The sequence below is a fragment of the Methylocaldum sp. genome (genome assembly GCF_039794385.1).
Classification (GTDB): Bacteria; Pseudomonadota; Gammaproteobacteria; order Methylococcales; family Methylococcaceae; genus Methylocaldum.
The window spans coordinates 1-14,316 of record NZ_JBDIVO010000098.1; the positions used below are offsets into that span (position 1 = coordinate 1).

Sequence of the window (14,316 nt, forward strand, 5' to 3'; positions counted from 1 at the left end):
CTGTTGCCGCGCTCGGGACTCGGACACAAGCACGGCATCGTGCTCGGCAATTTGGTCGGCCTGATCGATTCCGATTACCAGGGCCAGGTTTTCGTCTCCTGCTGGAACCGGGGAACCGAATCCTTCGAAATCCAGATCGGCGACCGTGTTGCGCAGATGGTGTTCGTGCCGGTAGTGCAGGTGGAATTCGAACGGGTCGATGACTTCGAAACCAGCCGAAGAGGCGCTGGGGGCTTCGGACATACGGGGCATCAATAGGATTCAGACATCCGGCGGAACAGCGTGCTTCCGCCCCACTCTCCTGGAGTCATCCGTGAAAAAGCAAGAGTCCATCGAAATCAACTCCGCAACCCACATCGCGCACGTCCTGATCGAAGCGCTGCCTTACATCCGGCACTTCAAAGGCAAGACCGTAGTCGTCAAGTACGGCGGCAATGCCATGACCGAGGAACGGCTCAAGAACAGCTTCGCCCGGGACATCGTGTTGCTGAAGCTCGTCGGCATCAATCCGGTCGTCGTCCACGGCGGCGGCCCCCAAATCGGCAATCTGCTGCAACGTTTGGGCAAGACCAGCGAATTCGTGCAAGGCATGCGGGTGACCGATGCCGAAACCATGGATGTAGTCGAAATGGTGCTCGGCGGCCTGGTCAACAAGGAAATCGTCAATTTGATCAACCGGCATGGCGGTTCGGCGGTCGGACTGAGCGGCAAGGACGGCGACTTAGTGCGTGCCCGCAAGATCGTGGTCAAGCAGCGTTCTCCCGAAACCGAGGAACCCGAGATCATCGATCTGGGCCATGTCGGCGAGGTCGAGAGCATCGACTCGTCCGTGGTGGACATGCTGGTACAGGGGGATTTCATCCCGGTCATCGCACCGATCGGCGTCGGTGCCGACGGTTTTTCCTACAACATCAATGCCGACTTGGTGGCGGGCAAAATGGCGGAGGTCTTGAAAGCCGAAAAGCTGATACTTTTAACCAACACCAAGGGCATTCTGGACAAGGAAGGAAGTCTATTGACCGGGCTATCCCTGTCCGAAGTGGATGATTTGATCTCGGACGGCACCATTACCTCCGGCATGATCCCGAAGGTGCGCTGCGCCACGGACGCTCTCAAAGGCGGCGTCGCCAGCGTTCACATCATCGACGGACGGATCGACCACGCCGTGCTGTTGGAGCTTTTCACCGATCAGGGGATCGGCACGCTCCTGATGCGTCGCTAACGGAACCGGCGCTTGAAACCTCGAAAAACCGCCTTCCCGGCGGTTTTTCTCTTCGCCAAGCCCAAACGCGGTTTCGGCTTGGCTTACGTTTTCAGCCGCTTACGCGGCCGAAAACGACGGGGCATCTCTGCCCCGTACGAGCACCTCGAAGTTTTTCGAGGTGCCCGCTCACGAAACTCACCCAGGACCGGCCAAACCGGCCTCTACGTAAGGCTTGAAACCGGCACGGATCTGGCGAACTTCGGGGCTTGCGCAAAGCGTTTCGCCGACTGTCGACGGCCGGCACCGTATGTCGAGAAAAATGACGTTCTCGGTTTTGCGGGTGATGCGGGTAACGGTTGTAGTGAACTCCCGCTCGTCACGGGGAGCCGCCGTTTGCAGGATTTTGTCGTTATCGATGGATAACGGCGTATCGGTATGTTCGAGCAGGTAAGCTCGCGCAAGGCTCCACGCCTTGTCGCACATCGCTCCCGCTGAGCAGGAAACAGCGCTGACGATGATGTTCCCGGTATCGGACTTATCCGCGCTATTCGGCGACTCGATCCAGGTTTGATGCCATCTCAAGCCGCGCTTCGGGTCGTTGATCGCTTTGAAGCGGGCGATGTCCTTGGCAAAGCTATCCGAAATTGAGGCTTTTTCGGCTTCGATGCGCTTTATTTTCGCCTCGTGACCGGCGATCTGTCGTCGTGCCGCTTCCATTGTGTCGCGTAGACTTTTTGGAAGCGCCTGCCCTTTTTTCTCCAGATCTGCGGCGCGCTTTTCCTGTCCGTCCAATAACGCCTGTTGGCGCTGTTTATTGGCTTCGGTCACCTTGATCAAGGAATCCAGCATGTTCAATTTTCCTTGCAAGGCCAGGTTGATCTCTTCCTCGCTGCGGTAGGTTCTGAGCAGCGCCAAATCCCGATCCCGCTGCCCGGCCAAAATCCGCTCCTGGTCGAGACGCAACTGTTTGAGCTGGTTTTCGCCCTCGATTTGCTCCGGCGACTTGGCCCCCTCGAGCACTTCCACCTCATGCCCTTGGGCATCGAGCTTGGAGCGGCGGTGCTTGGCCTCCTCGGGCGGAACCCGGTCGGAGTAATGCACGGCGCCTTTTTCGTCGACCCACCGGTAAGTCGCGGCATCGCTGCCCGCCCCATAAACGGCGACGGCAAACGTGATCCAGGCAACGCGAAAACCGGTTAGAGGTGTCATAACACGCCGAATCGGGACTGGTATTCCCGAATCGCTTCAACGTCCGTGCGACGATTGGCCTTCTGAAGAAATTCGAGAATATTGCGCAGCGTGACGATGGAATAAACCGGCAACTGAAACTGATTGGCGACTTCCTGCACCGCGGAAAGCTCGCCCCGTCCCTTTTCCTGCCGATCCAGGGTGATCAGAACGCCGCTTGGTACCGCCCCGGCAGCCCGGATGATGTCCACCGACTCCCTCACCGAGGTACCAGCCGTAATCACGTCGTCGACGATCAGCACCGAACCTGTAAGCGGCGCTCCCACGAGCGAACCGCCCTCGCCGTGATCCTTGGCCTCCTTGCGATTGAAGGCGAACGGGACTTCCTCCCCGGTTTCCCGGGCCAGGGCCATGGCCGCGGCGCAAACCAGGGGGATACCTTTATAAGCCGGGCCGTACAAGACATCGGCCTTGATGCCCTCGTGCAACATGGTCTTGGCATAGAACTCGCCGAGCTTTGCCAGACGGGCTCCGGTATCAAAGAGCCCGGTATTGAAGAAATACGGACTGTGCCGACCGGACTTCAGGGTGAAATCACCGAAGCGCAAGACGCCGCATTGGAGTGCGTATCCGATAAATTCCGCTTGGAATGGCTGCATGTATCGGGCTATATCTCTGTAATCTCGTTTTCTAAAGCCGCCGGCGAGCGAGTAGCGACGATGATTTCGCACCGCTTCGCCGACGAAAAGGGTCTGATGTGCTTATTGAACTTTAGCACATCGGCGCAAGCGGCCCGGTTAAGGCACGGCTACCCGGCGAAGCAGCTCCTGGACAACGCGGTCCGACGACACGCCTTCCGCTTCCGCCTCATAGCTCAAGATCAAGCGATGGCGCAGCACGTCCGGAGCAATGGATTGAATGTCCTCGGGCGTCACGTAATCGCGTCCGTACAGCCAGGCTCGGGCACGGGCGCACCGGTCCAGGGCTATGCTGGCGCGGGGACTCGCGCCGTATTGCAGCCAGCGTTCGAGTTCCTTGCCGTAAGCTCCGGGGTTGCGGGTACTCAGCACCAGTTGCAGCAGATATTCCTCCAGGGTATCGGCCATATAGAGATCGAGCACTTCTTGCCGCGCCGTAAACAAGGTCTCTTGGCTGACGGACTTGAACTCCGCCTCCGAGGCGGCACGTCCGCGCCGGGATTCTTCCCGCACCAGCCGCAGAATCGCGCGCTCGTACTGGGCTTCGGGATAACCGATCCGGATATACAACATGAAACGGTCCAACTGCGCCTCGGGCAGCGGATACGTTCCTTCCTGTTCGATGGGATTTTGTGTCGCCATCACCATGAACAGATCCGGCAGCTTGTAGGTCACGCGACCGACGGTAATCTGGCGTTCCGCCATCGCTTCGAGCAGGGACGACTGCACCTTGGCCGGCGAACGGTTGATCTCGTCGGCCAGCACCAAATTATGGAACAACGGTCCGGGCTGAAAATGGAACGAACCGTCCTGAGGACGATAGATCTCGGTGCCGGTCAGATCGGCCGGCAGCAAGTCCGGGGTAAATTGAATGCGGTGAAAATCGCCCTCGACGGCCCGGCTCAGCACGTTGATCGCCCGAGTCTTGGCAAGGCCGGGCGCACCTTCCACGAGAATGTGCCCGTCCGCGAGCAGCGCGATCAGCATCCGCTCGATCAGAGTATCCTGTCCGATTACCTGGGCCGCCACAAACTGGAAGAGCCGTTGCACATCCTGTTGAGCGGGCGATAAAGTCCTTTCGGAAATTTCGTTCTCTTGAAACATGAGTAACGTATATCCCTCTTGAGTGAGTCGATTCGCAGGCGCTTCAAAACGATGGATTATAATTGAAGTCATCGTCCCGCAGCGCGCGGATTGCTCCGATCCGGCCTCTCAGAAAATGAAACAATCTCCGACACTACCGATTTTCCTCCCGGCCGGCCGACGCGCGCTTTTATTGATGTGCGCCCTGCTGGTTTCCTGTATGACCTATGAGAACCGCATTCCTCCCGTGCCGCTGCCCTCGTCGAACCGCGATCACGTGGACGTGGAGGGCGCTCGCGTGGCGGCAGAAGCTTACGCTGATCCCGAACAGGCAGAGCAAGCGTTCGGATTCGACATACGCAAAGCCGGACTACTCCCGGTACGTCTCCTCATCGATAATCAAAGCGCGAGCGTCGTCAGGGTCAACCCGCAGCAAACGTTTCTGATCGATCAGGACGCTCAGGCGTGGCCGCTGCTGACCGGCGAGCAAGCCCATAACCGCGTGGCGAGTGCCATGCAGTTCGGCACCCTGATGGGCAATGCGGCGCGAGGCGCCGCATGGGGCGCCGGTGCCGGTGCGCTGACCTCGTTCGCTATCGGGATGATCTTGTACGGCGGGTTTGGCGACGGACTCAGCAACAATCTGCCCGAACACGCCGCCGCGGGCGCCGGTGTCGGAGCAATCGTCGGCGGAGGACAAGACTCGCAAGACCTGGAAGACCGCATACGCCGGGATTTGATCGGAAAATCGCTGCGCAACCAGCGATTGCAACCAGGGGAACTGGCTTACGGCTATCTGTTTTTTCCCGGAAAAGAAGAAGCCCGAAGCGCCAAAATCCTGCGCATCGGGCTCGAGCTCGACGGTTATCCGCAGGTCGTCAACCTGCCGCTAAAAACCGCGCCGCGCTGATCGCCCATCTTCAGCCCGGTCAGCGGCCTATAGCCCGGTAGCCGATGTCGGTGCGGTAATACATGTTTTCCCAGCGGATTTCTCGCACCTGTTCATACGCTTTCCGCTGAGCTTCCAGAACGGATTCGCCCAAGGCGCACACACAGAGCACGCGTCCTCCGGCCGTAACGATCTTGCCGTCCGACCGCGCCGTACCGGCATGAAAGACTTTGGTATCCGCACTCGCCTTCTCCGGCAAACCTTGGATTTCGTCGCCCTTGGCATAGTCGAAGGGGTATCCGCCCGCCGCCAATACGACGCCCAACGAGGCGCGCTCGTCCCATTCGGCACTAACCCGGCTCAAGCGTCCTTCCACTGCGCCAAGACACAGATCGACCAGATCGCTCTTGAGCCGCATCATGATCGGCTGGGTTTCGGGGTCGCCGAAACGGCAGTTGAACTCGAGCACCTTGGGCGTGCCGTCCGGCGTGATCATCACCCCGGCATAAAGAAAGCCGGAGTAAGGGATGCCGTCCGCCGCCATTCCGCGCAGCGTGGGCTCGATCACTTCCTTCATGATGCGATCATGGATTTCCGGCGTCACCACCGGGGCCGGCGAATAAGCGCCCATACCGCCGGTATTGGGGCCTTTGTCTCCGTCGTCCCGCGCCTTGTGATCCTGGGACGTCGCCATGGGCAGGACGTCCAGCCCGTTGGCCATGACGATGAAGCTGGCTTCCTCGCCTCTCAGGAATTCCTCGACCACGACTCTATGGCCCGCAGAACCGAAGGCATTGCCCGACAACATGTCGGTTACGGCATCTACCGCCTCCTGTTCCGACTGAGCGATGACCACACCCTTGCCGGCGGCCAATCCGTCCGCCTTGATCACGATCGGCGCACCTTTTCGCCGGATATAGGCGACCGCCTCGTCGACCGCCGTAAACGTTTGGTATTCGGCGGTCGGAATACCGTGGCGAGCCAGAAAATCCTTACAGAATGCCTTGGAGCCCTCAAGCTGCGCGGCAAGCCGAGTGGGGCCGAAGCACTTGAGCCCCGCCGCGCGGAATTCGTCCACGATGCCGGCCACCAACGGAGCTTCGGGACCGACGATCGTAAGATCGATGGCCCGCTCCTTAGCGAATGCCAACAAGCCCGGAATATCCTCGGCCGCAATCGGACGATTCTCCACTTTCGGCTCGGCAAGCGTTCCGGCATTGCCGGGTGCGACGAAAACCGTCTCCACTTTGGGAGACTGCGCTGCTTTCCAGGCTAAAGCGTGCTCACGTCCGCCGCCGCCGACTATCAGTACTTTCATGGTTTTATTGCAGTTGATTTAAAGGATGGATCAAAGAATGGTAAAAACCCGCGATGCCGTTGAGAACGAATTGCGCCGCAAGCGCCGCAAGCACGATGCCAAGGACGCGGGTAATGATATGCACCTTGCTTTCGCCGAGGTATCCCGTAACGATTTCGCTGACGTACAACAGCAACCACGTGATCAGATAAATTGCGGCGATGACGCCGGCAAGCACGCTCATGCGACGGGTATCCGTACCGGCTCTATTGGCTAGCAGCAGAACGGCGGTAATGGTGCCGGGCCCGGAAAGCAAGGGTATTGCGAGCGGGAAAATCGCGATGTCTTCGCCTGCCGTGCGCTTTTCCTCGACTTTAGGCGCCTGAAGGCCGGCACGCTGCCCGAACAGCATGGGCATTGCGGTCACGAAAAGGAGAATGCCTCCGCTGATCGCGAACGCGTGCACGGTAACCCCGAGATGCGCGAGCAGATATTTGCCGGCCAGCAGAAAAAAAACCGTTACGCCGAAAGCGATGAGCAAAGCGCGGCTCAAGGTCTTGCGCCGCTCGCTTTTTCCCAGTCCGCGGGTCAAAGCGATAAACATCGGTGCCGCGCCGGGCGGATCAACGACCACGGCCAAAGTCAGAAAAGCCGTTAGCGCAAACTGAAACAAGCCTTCTTCCATCAACCGTTCGGCTGCGCCTGTACGGACGTCAGAAACCGAAGTCCTCCGCTCCCGCAAATCACATATCGCACTTTCAGATGGTTTCCCGTTGCGAACAGGACCGGCAGTTGGGACTTCTTGTCTTCCGGCACGCCATCGACATCCAAGTAATACTTATTCGTCACGCCTTCCTCGTCGGTCAGCAACACGCCTTTTTCGTAAGCGTCGAAAATATCCTTCCCGCCCATTTCCTTGACGATCACTTCGTGTGCATTCTTCTCGGCTTCGCAACCAGGCCCGCCCTGTCCCGCGATGGAAATTTCGACCGCAGCCGGAACCTCTACTTGCGGCTCCGGAATCGGTGCTCTACCGGGCTCCTGAGGCGCCGGCGGAACCGGCGGGATAACCTCTTCGGTAGGCGGTTTTCTGCCCACGATAAACAAGGCGGCCACGATCAATACGACCAACGCGACAGCAATGACTATGGCCCACCGGGCCCATCGAACAATCGAAACTCTCTGCTTCTCCGGCTGCATATCTTCTCATCCCTTGCATAAGTCAAATGAACTCTTGGATTCCGTAAACGCCGACCTTCTCCCCGGTAGATGTCCCTGCGGCATCTCTACACGATCGGATACTACGGCGGATTCGAAAATCAAATGCCAGCGTCCTTCAGCATGGTCTCAAGCTTCGTCGGGGAAAATCCGGTCATTTTTTCATTTCCGACCAGGATGACCGGAACGGCCCTGCCACCGAGCTGATCGAATCGAGTCTTGGCGGACCGAGATTTCTCGATATCGAATTCATCGTAGGCAATACCGTGGCTTGCCATATACGATTTCGCCTTCCGGCACACGCCGCACCATTCGGTGGTAAAAATCGTCACTTTCTGGGATACCGCGGCGTCTTCAACCGATGAAACTTCGGGCGAGCCCGAGTAAGAGTCGATCTCGACGAGTTCGACTTTGGCACTGTTGCCGCCTTCCGCACGACTATCGGTGTACGTCACTTTTCCGTCGGGACCCGTTACCTTATATACCTCGGCTTTACTCGCGGAACCGAAAGCGACGACAAAGCACAGAACAACGAAGGACAAGCATTTCTTCATTAAACCCTCCGGTAGCGTGTATCGGGCCTGACGAGTCCGGCGAAACCGCAACGTCCCGTATAAGCGGACACGTCTGGCAGCCCTTGTCTCCATCTTCTTAAGGCCATTCTGCGAAAACATTCGAAGGAGCAACTATAGCGCATCGGGTACGACTGTTTACACTTCCGGGCCTTCGACGATCAACACTACAAACGTTCGATTGGGGCGACCCGCCCCGACATCACTCGGAACATCTCCGGAAAAGTATTTGTCTCAGGTTAAAGCCTTATCCTAGAGAAAACCGACAGTGCACTTGGATTGCCGGGAAAAGTCATCGACGTCGCTGGTAACGTGGGAGATTCGCGTCCGCTCGATGTTTCCGGTGGATAGATACGACTAAGGAGATCAGACGTGAACCGCCGCACTGTACCGATACTGCTCTGTTCGATTATTGCCGCGGGCATGGCTCATGGAAGCAACGGAAACACCTTGCCCCTTCGGTTCGACGCTGTTCTCAGCGGTTCCGAGGAAATACCCGCACCAGTGACCACCTCGATGTCGGGCCAAGCGGGTTTCGAATTCAATCCGGACGAAACCGTGATGTCGTTCATCTTGGCTCTCACCAATGGGGTAAACGTCACCGGAATCCAGCTGCATTGCGGTCCAGTAGGCGCGCCCGGGCCCGCAATCGTTCCGCTTCTGAATGCGATTCAGGGCAGCTGGGACGGCACACTGCAAGTACAATCGACCATAACCGGAGCCAATATCATTCAAGGGGTAGATTGCGTTTCCACGATCGGAAGAAACATAGCCACGCTTCCGGATTTGGCTGCGGCCATGAGAGACGGCAACATCTTCGTGAATGTCAGCTCGGCCGCATTTCCGGAAGGAGAAATCCGGGGGCAGGCACAGGTAAGCTCGGGTGATTTGATCTTATTGTCGCTGACCGGAACGCCCGATTCCGTCGCCCGAGTGCCCTTGCAGATCGGCGGAGAATCCGGCACCGTCGTCAGAATCGTGACCGAATCGCCCGTAACCGTGATCTCGCAGCCGAGCGGTTTCAATCCGCCGCTGAGAGAATTTCCGTCCTCGAGCTTTAATCCGCCCCTCAGAGATATGTCGACCTTTCCGTCCTCGGGCTTGAATCCCCCGTAGAAACGAGCCTTCAATGACCTTCGTGCACGTTAAAAGACGACGCGCCGCACGATCGGCCGATGCGCCGTAGTTTTTTGACTCAGCTTCTTGCAGCGAACACCACCACGGGCGTCTGCGTTTGCGTGAGCACGAAGCTCACGGGGTATTGACGGTTCGGCTCAGCCAGCGCGGCAGTGAACACCTCCGCCTTATTGGCGCCGCCGAACTGTAGATAGACTCGTCGGGCGTGCAAAATCCAAGGCAAGGTCATACTCATGCGTTCGGTTGGCGCGACTGCGCCCACTTGAGCGAGACAGGGCGGCGTATCCGCGACCGAACCTCCCAGAGCCAAACCGGCGTCTAAATTGGGACTGGCTGGGAATAGCGAGGCGGTGTGACCGTCGTCTCCCATGCCGAGAATCAGCGCCGCGAATGGCAGGGGCAGGCTTTCGAAAGTGGCCGCCAAGATCGCCTCGGCGTCTTCGGCGGACGCATTGCCGGTATAGAGCGGCACGAAACGAGCCGCCGCCGCGCGACCTTGCAGCAGATGAGTCTTGACCAGGGCGGCATTGCTGGCCGGATCGGTTTCAGGCACCCATCGCTCGTCCACTAGCGTGACGACCACGCGTGCCCAGTCCAAGTCTTCGTCGCGCAAAGCTTCGAACACGGGCACCGGCGACCGGCCGCCCGATACGGCCAACGCGGCCCGAGGCTCGGTCTGCAACACCGCGCGCAAGTCGGCAGCCACCGCGGCGGCGAGTGCCGGTGCGAGGCTTGCGTTATCGTCAAACCATCGAATGTCTACCATGTCTTAACCCTCGTCATGCCAGCCAAAACCGTCGCGCGACAGCAGCTCGGAAGATGCGGACGGCCCCCAGGTTCCTGCCGCATAAGGTTTCGGACCGCTCGGATCGGCGGCCCACGTGTTCAGAATCGGCTCGACCCAGCGCCAGGCCAGCTCCAGCTCGTCCTGGCGCACGAACAGCGCCTGGTTGCCACGGATGGTATCGAGCAGCAGGCGTTCGTATGCCTCGGCCCGGCGGCCCTTGAATTTTCCCGAGAAGTCGAGATCGAGCGACACCGGCTGAAGCTCCATCGAATCGCCCGGTGCCTTGGCGTTGAGGTACAAACGAATGTATTCGTCCGGCTGCAGGCGGATGACCAGCTTGGACGGCGCGCGCGAACCGCTGCTCGGCAGAGGAAAGATATGATGCGGCACATCATGGAAATGGACAACGATTTCAGCCAACCGAGTCGGCAAGCGTTTACCGGTGAACAGATAAAACGGCACTCCGGCCCAACGCCAATTGGCGATCTCCGCCTTGATGGCCACGAAGGTTTCCGTCTTGCTGCCGGCCGGGATATTGTCCTCTTCCAAATATCCCTTCACCTGACGGCCGCCCGAAACGCCCGCGCGGTATTGCCCGCGTACGGTCTTGGTCAAAACATCTTCCCGAGTGAACGGCACCAGACACTCGAGCACCTTGAGCTTTTCGTTGCGGATCGCGTCGGAATCGAGGCTGGCCGGCGGCTCCATCGCGACAAAACACAACAGTTGCAGCAAATGGTTTTGCACCATGTCGCGCAATGCGCCGGTTTTGTCGTAGAACCCTCCGCGGCTGCCGATTCCGACATCTTCGGCAATCGTGATCTGAACGTTGCTGATCCACATTCGGCGCCACAGCGGTTCGAACAACGAGTTGCCGAAGCGCAGCGCCATCAGGTTCTGTACCGACTCCTTACCCAGGTAATGATCGATTCGATAGACTTGTTTTTCGTAGAAGAACCGATCCACATCCGCGGTGATCGCATTGCTCGATGCCAGATCGTGCCCCAGCGGCTTCTCCAGCACGACGCGGCTATTCGGACCATTAAGCCCTTGCCGGGTGAGATTGCTGCAAATCGTCGCAAACAGGAACGGTGCGGTGGACAGATAGAATACGGTTACCTCGGCAGGGGACTGCTTCAGCAAGGTTTTCAATGCCACGTATTGCTCCTGCTGGGTGGCATCGAGTTTCAGGTAGGTCAGGCGCGAGAGAAACGTCGCCCACACCGCATCGTCCCAGTCGGCCTTGGGCACGAATTGCCTGACCTTGTCATCCACCATGGCGAGGAAAGCCTCTTGCGTCAGGTCCAGCAGATCGAGACAGAGGATGCGGCCCGACTCCACCAGCCGGCCGGTCTTATGGCACTGGTACATCGCCGGCAATAATTTGCGCGTGACCAGATCACCGGCACCGCCAAAAAAAACCAGGTTGAACGATCGGGGAAATGGGAGCTGACTCACCGCAGAAACCTCTTGTTAAAGATCGTGCCGATTATGGCTCGGCCGAGCTCATGTTGTATAAAGGCAGACCCGGAAAACCCGGATGAAAAAACCTTGCAATACTACTCGCCGCCCCTCCCACTGTCCAGCCGCCCCTGGGCCGAACGGCCGCGTTTCTTGACACGCTTTTGCGGCTTGGATTAAATGTGGCGCCTGCGCCCCGTTGCAGGGCATGCTCTTGCCCATCGCCGACGCAACCCGAACAAGACGCCACTTCAGCCGGAAACATATGTCCCTACATCCCACATTGCTCGCCGTCACCGAGCGCATTCGCGCCCGCAGCCAAACCAAGCGTCAGGCCTATCTGGAGCGCATGAAACGCGCGCGTCAGAAAGGCGTCGAGCGCAATCGCATCGCCTGCACCAACGTGGCGCATGCCTACGCCGCGATGCCGACCAATGACAAACTGGTGTTGAAAGCCGCCACAGTCCCGAACATCGGCATCGTGACGGCGTATAACGACATGCTCTCGGCGCATCAACCGTACGAACAATACCCGGCGGTGATTAAAGCCGAGGCGCGGGCAGCGGGGGCGACCGCGCAGGTTGCCGGCGGCGTCCCGGCGATGTGCGACGGCGTGACTCAGGGCCAAAGCGGCATGGAACTCTCCTTGTTCTCGCGCGACGTGATCGCGATGTCTACGGCCGTGGCGCTTGCCCACCGCGTGTTCGATGCCAATCTGTTCCTCGGCGTCTGCGACAAGATCGTTCCGGGCCTTTTGATCGGAGCGCTGCGTTTCGGGCATCTGCCCGCCATTTTCGTGCCCGCCGGTCCAATGGCCTCGGGGGTGTCGAACGCCGAGAAAGCCAAAGTCAGACAGCTGTTCGCCGAAGGTAAGGTCGGCCGAGAGGCCCTGCTCGAATCCGAGATGGCGTCCTATCACAGCGCCGGAACCTGCACGTTCTACGGCACCGCCAACAGCAACCAGATGCTGATGGAAATCATGGGCCTGCAATTGCCCGGGTCGGCCTTCGTGAGCCCGGGCACCGAACTTCGCGAAGCATTGACCCGCGCCGCCACACGGCAAGCAGTACGACTCGCCCAGGACAAATCCTCCCCGAGCCTGTGCGACGTCGTGAACGAACGCGCCGTGGTCAACGGAATCGTCGGCCTGCTGGCGACGGGCGGCTCGACCAACCACACGATTCACCTGATCGCCATCGCGCGAGCCGCCGGGATAGAAATCAACTGGGACGACTTCAACGATCTGTCGGCGGTCGTTCCGCTGCTGGCCCGCGTCTATCCCAACGGCAAAGCGGATGTCAACCATTTCCACGCCGCCGGCGGTATGGGCTTTTTGATTCGCGAACTGCTGGATGCAGGGCTTCTGCATGAAGACGTCCAGACCGTCCTGGGGCTGGGTCTGCGCCGCTGGGCGGAAGAACCCTGGCTCGACAATGGTCAACTGGCCTTTCGCCCCGCCAGCGAGAAGAGCCTCGATACCGCGGTACTGGCACCGGCCGGCGAACCGTTCAGCTCGGACGGCGGATTGCGCCTGGTTACCGGCAATCTCGGCCGCGGGGTGATTAAGGTCTCGGCTGTCGCACCCGAAAACCGGGTGGTGCGCGCCCCCGCCATCGTATTCGACGACCAGGAAGACTTGATTGCCGCCTTCAAACGCGGCGAACTGGAACGGGACTTCATCGCCGTAGTCCGTTTCCAGGGGCCGCGCGCTAACGGCATGCCGGAACTGCATCAGCTCACCCCCTCGCTCGCGGTCCTCCAGGAGCGCGGATTCAAGGTGGCCCTGGTTACGGACGGCCGCATGTCCGGCGCCTCAGGAAAAGTTCCAGCCGCGATTCACATTTCGCCCGAGTGCGTGATGGGCGGCCCGCTCGCCAAGGTGCGCGATGGCGACATGCTGGTGCTCGATGCGGTGGAAGGCCGCCTGGAGGCCGAGGTCCCGGCCGCCGAATGGAACAGCCGCGAGCTCGCCACGGCCGACCTGTCGCGCAACCAGTTCGGCTGCGGACGGGAGCTGTTCACCGGCTTGCGCCAACTGGCCGACACCGCGGAACGCGGCGGCGCCACTTTCCAGTTCGACGACTGACACGGCTCTCCTTTTTTGCAACCGACGAAGAGATTCCTGTTATGAACCTTGACCAGATCATTGCCGCGACCAGTGTCATGCCCGTGATGGTGGTGGACCGCGTGGAAGACGCGGTACCGCTGTCCCGCGCCTTGGTGGAAGGCGGCATTCGCGTATTAGAAATCACCTTGCGTACCGCCGCCGGCCTGGACGCCGTACGGGTGATCAAGCAAGAAATCCCGGACGCGATCGTCGGCGTCGGCACCATCGCCACGCCGGCTCAGCTCGATGCCGCGATTTCCGCCGGTGCGCAATTCGGCGTTTCGCCGGGCACGACGCCCACCCTGCTGAAGGCGATCGTAGACAGCAAGCTGCCGTTTTTCCCGGGCGTTGCCACCATGTCCGAAGTGATGCAAGTCTTGGAAGCCGGCCTCGACGTCATGAAATTTTTCCCGGCCGTGGCTGCGGGCGGCATCAAGATGCTCGACTCGTTCAGAGGTCCGTTTCCGAACGTGCGTTTCTGTCCGACCGGCGGGATCAACGTGCAGAACGCGCCGGATTTCTTCAAGCTTCCCAATGTCGTCGCCGTGGGCGGCTCCTGGCTCACCCCCAAAGACTTGGTCGCCAGCGGCAATTGGGCTGAAATCACGCGCTTGGCTCGCGAAGCCTCGGCACTCAAGCCGTAATTACAAAGGACTGATTGGCCCGTTCGGAAGA

Annotated in this window: 15 protein-coding genes; 6 read left to right on the forward strand and 9 right to left on the reverse strand. The window is 59.5% G+C overall.

From position 1 onward, the window contains the following. Both dut and argB read left to right on the forward strand, forming a co-directional pair. A partial coding sequence (gene dut, locus ABJK70_RS10550; RefSeq protein ID WP_347257956.1) for a dUTP diphosphatase occupies positions 1 to 258 on the forward strand: 258 nt, incomplete at its 5' end. Between the two features lie 55 nt (positions 259 to 313). Beyond that, positions 314 to 1,222, forward strand: coding sequence for an acetylglutamate kinase (gene argB / locus ABJK70_RS10555; protein ID WP_347257957.1), 909 nt, complete (start codon positions 314 to 316; stop codon positions 1,220 to 1,222). A 177-nt stretch (positions 1,223 to 1,399) separates the two neighbouring features. Here argB and ABJK70_RS10560 read toward each other — a convergent pair whose 3' ends face one another. From ABJK70_RS10560 to ABJK70_RS10570, 3 genes are all read right to left on the reverse strand, one after another. Continuing rightward, a complete protein-coding gene (locus tag ABJK70_RS10560; protein ID WP_347257958.1) occupies positions 1,400 to 2,413 on the reverse strand; it encodes a DUF4124 domain-containing protein in 1,014 nt (337 codons plus the stop codon). Continuing rightward, positions 2,410 to 3,051, reverse strand: coding sequence for an orotate phosphoribosyltransferase (gene pyrE, locus ABJK70_RS10565; protein WP_347257959.1), 642 nt, complete (start codon positions 3,049 to 3,051; stop codon positions 2,410 to 2,412). The genes ABJK70_RS10560 and pyrE overlap by 4 nt, the downstream gene beginning before the upstream one ends. Before the next feature lie 138 nt (positions 3,052 to 3,189). Next, positions 3,190 to 4,194, reverse strand: a complete 1,005-nt coding sequence (locus ABJK70_RS10570; protein WP_077730278.1) for a MoxR family ATPase — start codon at positions 4,192 to 4,194, stop codon at positions 3,190 to 3,192. A 199-nt stretch (positions 4,195 to 4,393) separates the two neighbouring features. On the opposite strand from ABJK70_RS10570, the gene ABJK70_RS10575 reads away from it, so the two are divergent. Next, the gene (locus ABJK70_RS10575) at positions 4,394 to 5,083 is read left to right on the forward strand and encodes a hypothetical protein (protein ID WP_347257960.1); all 690 of its coding nucleotides are present in this window, start codon (positions 4,394 to 4,396) and stop codon (positions 5,081 to 5,083) included. 19 nt (positions 5,084 to 5,102) lie between these two features. Here ABJK70_RS10575 and purD read toward each other — a convergent pair whose 3' ends face one another. The 4 genes from purD to ABJK70_RS10595 form a co-directional block, all read right to left on the reverse strand. Further along, on the reverse strand, positions 5,103 to 6,380 hold the full coding sequence (gene purD / locus ABJK70_RS10580) for a phosphoribosylamine--glycine ligase (RefSeq protein ID WP_156880088.1): 1,278 nt from the start codon (positions 6,378 to 6,380) through the stop codon (positions 5,103 to 5,105). 4 nt (positions 6,381 to 6,384) lie between these two features. Continuing rightward, complete coding sequence (locus ABJK70_RS10585; protein WP_077730275.1) at positions 6,385 to 7,044, reverse strand: MarC family protein; 660 nt, start codon at positions 7,042 to 7,044, stop codon at positions 6,385 to 6,387. Further along, entirely contained in the window at positions 7,044 to 7,559 is a 516-nt protein-coding gene (locus ABJK70_RS10590; RefSeq protein WP_077730274.1) for a hypothetical protein, read from the reverse strand. Before ABJK70_RS10590 ends, ABJK70_RS10585 begins: the two co-directional genes overlap by 1 nt. A gap of 119 nt (positions 7,560 to 7,678) precedes the next feature. Beyond that, positions 7,679 to 8,131: a glutaredoxin domain-containing protein gene (locus tag ABJK70_RS10595; RefSeq protein ID WP_166642658.1), complete on the reverse strand. Its 453-nt coding sequence runs from the start codon at positions 8,129 to 8,131 to the stop codon at positions 7,679 to 7,681. Between the two features lie 390 nt (positions 8,132 to 8,521). On the opposite strand from ABJK70_RS10595, the gene ABJK70_RS10600 reads away from it, so the two are divergent. Then, complete coding sequence (locus ABJK70_RS10600) at positions 8,522 to 9,265, forward strand: CHRD domain-containing protein (protein WP_086133174.1); 744 nt, start codon at positions 8,522 to 8,524, stop codon at positions 9,263 to 9,265. A 79-nt stretch (positions 9,266 to 9,344) separates the two neighbouring features. On the opposite strand, the gene pgl is transcribed toward ABJK70_RS10600, so the two are convergent. Then, on the reverse strand, positions 9,345 to 10,052 hold the full coding sequence (pgl, locus tag ABJK70_RS10605) for a 6-phosphogluconolactonase (protein ID WP_086133175.1): 708 nt from the start codon (positions 10,050 to 10,052) through the stop codon (positions 9,345 to 9,347). A gap of 3 nt (positions 10,053 to 10,055) precedes the next feature. Then, complete coding sequence (gene zwf, locus ABJK70_RS10610; RefSeq protein ID WP_347257961.1) at positions 10,056 to 11,531, reverse strand: glucose-6-phosphate dehydrogenase; 1,476 nt, start codon at positions 11,529 to 11,531, stop codon at positions 10,056 to 10,058. 268 nt (positions 11,532 to 11,799) lie between these two features. Between zwf and edd the strand changes: the two genes are divergently transcribed. After that, on the forward strand, positions 11,800 to 13,620 hold the full coding sequence (gene edd, locus ABJK70_RS10615; protein ID WP_347257962.1) for a phosphogluconate dehydratase: 1,821 nt from the start codon (positions 11,800 to 11,802) through the stop codon (positions 13,618 to 13,620). 41 nt (positions 13,621 to 13,661) lie between these two features. Beyond that, on the forward strand, positions 13,662 to 14,285 hold the full coding sequence (locus ABJK70_RS10620) for a bifunctional 4-hydroxy-2-oxoglutarate aldolase/2-dehydro-3-deoxy-phosphogluconate aldolase (RefSeq protein ID WP_077730269.1): 624 nt from the start codon (positions 13,662 to 13,664) through the stop codon (positions 14,283 to 14,285). Positions 14,286 to 14,316 lie beyond the last annotated feature (31 nt).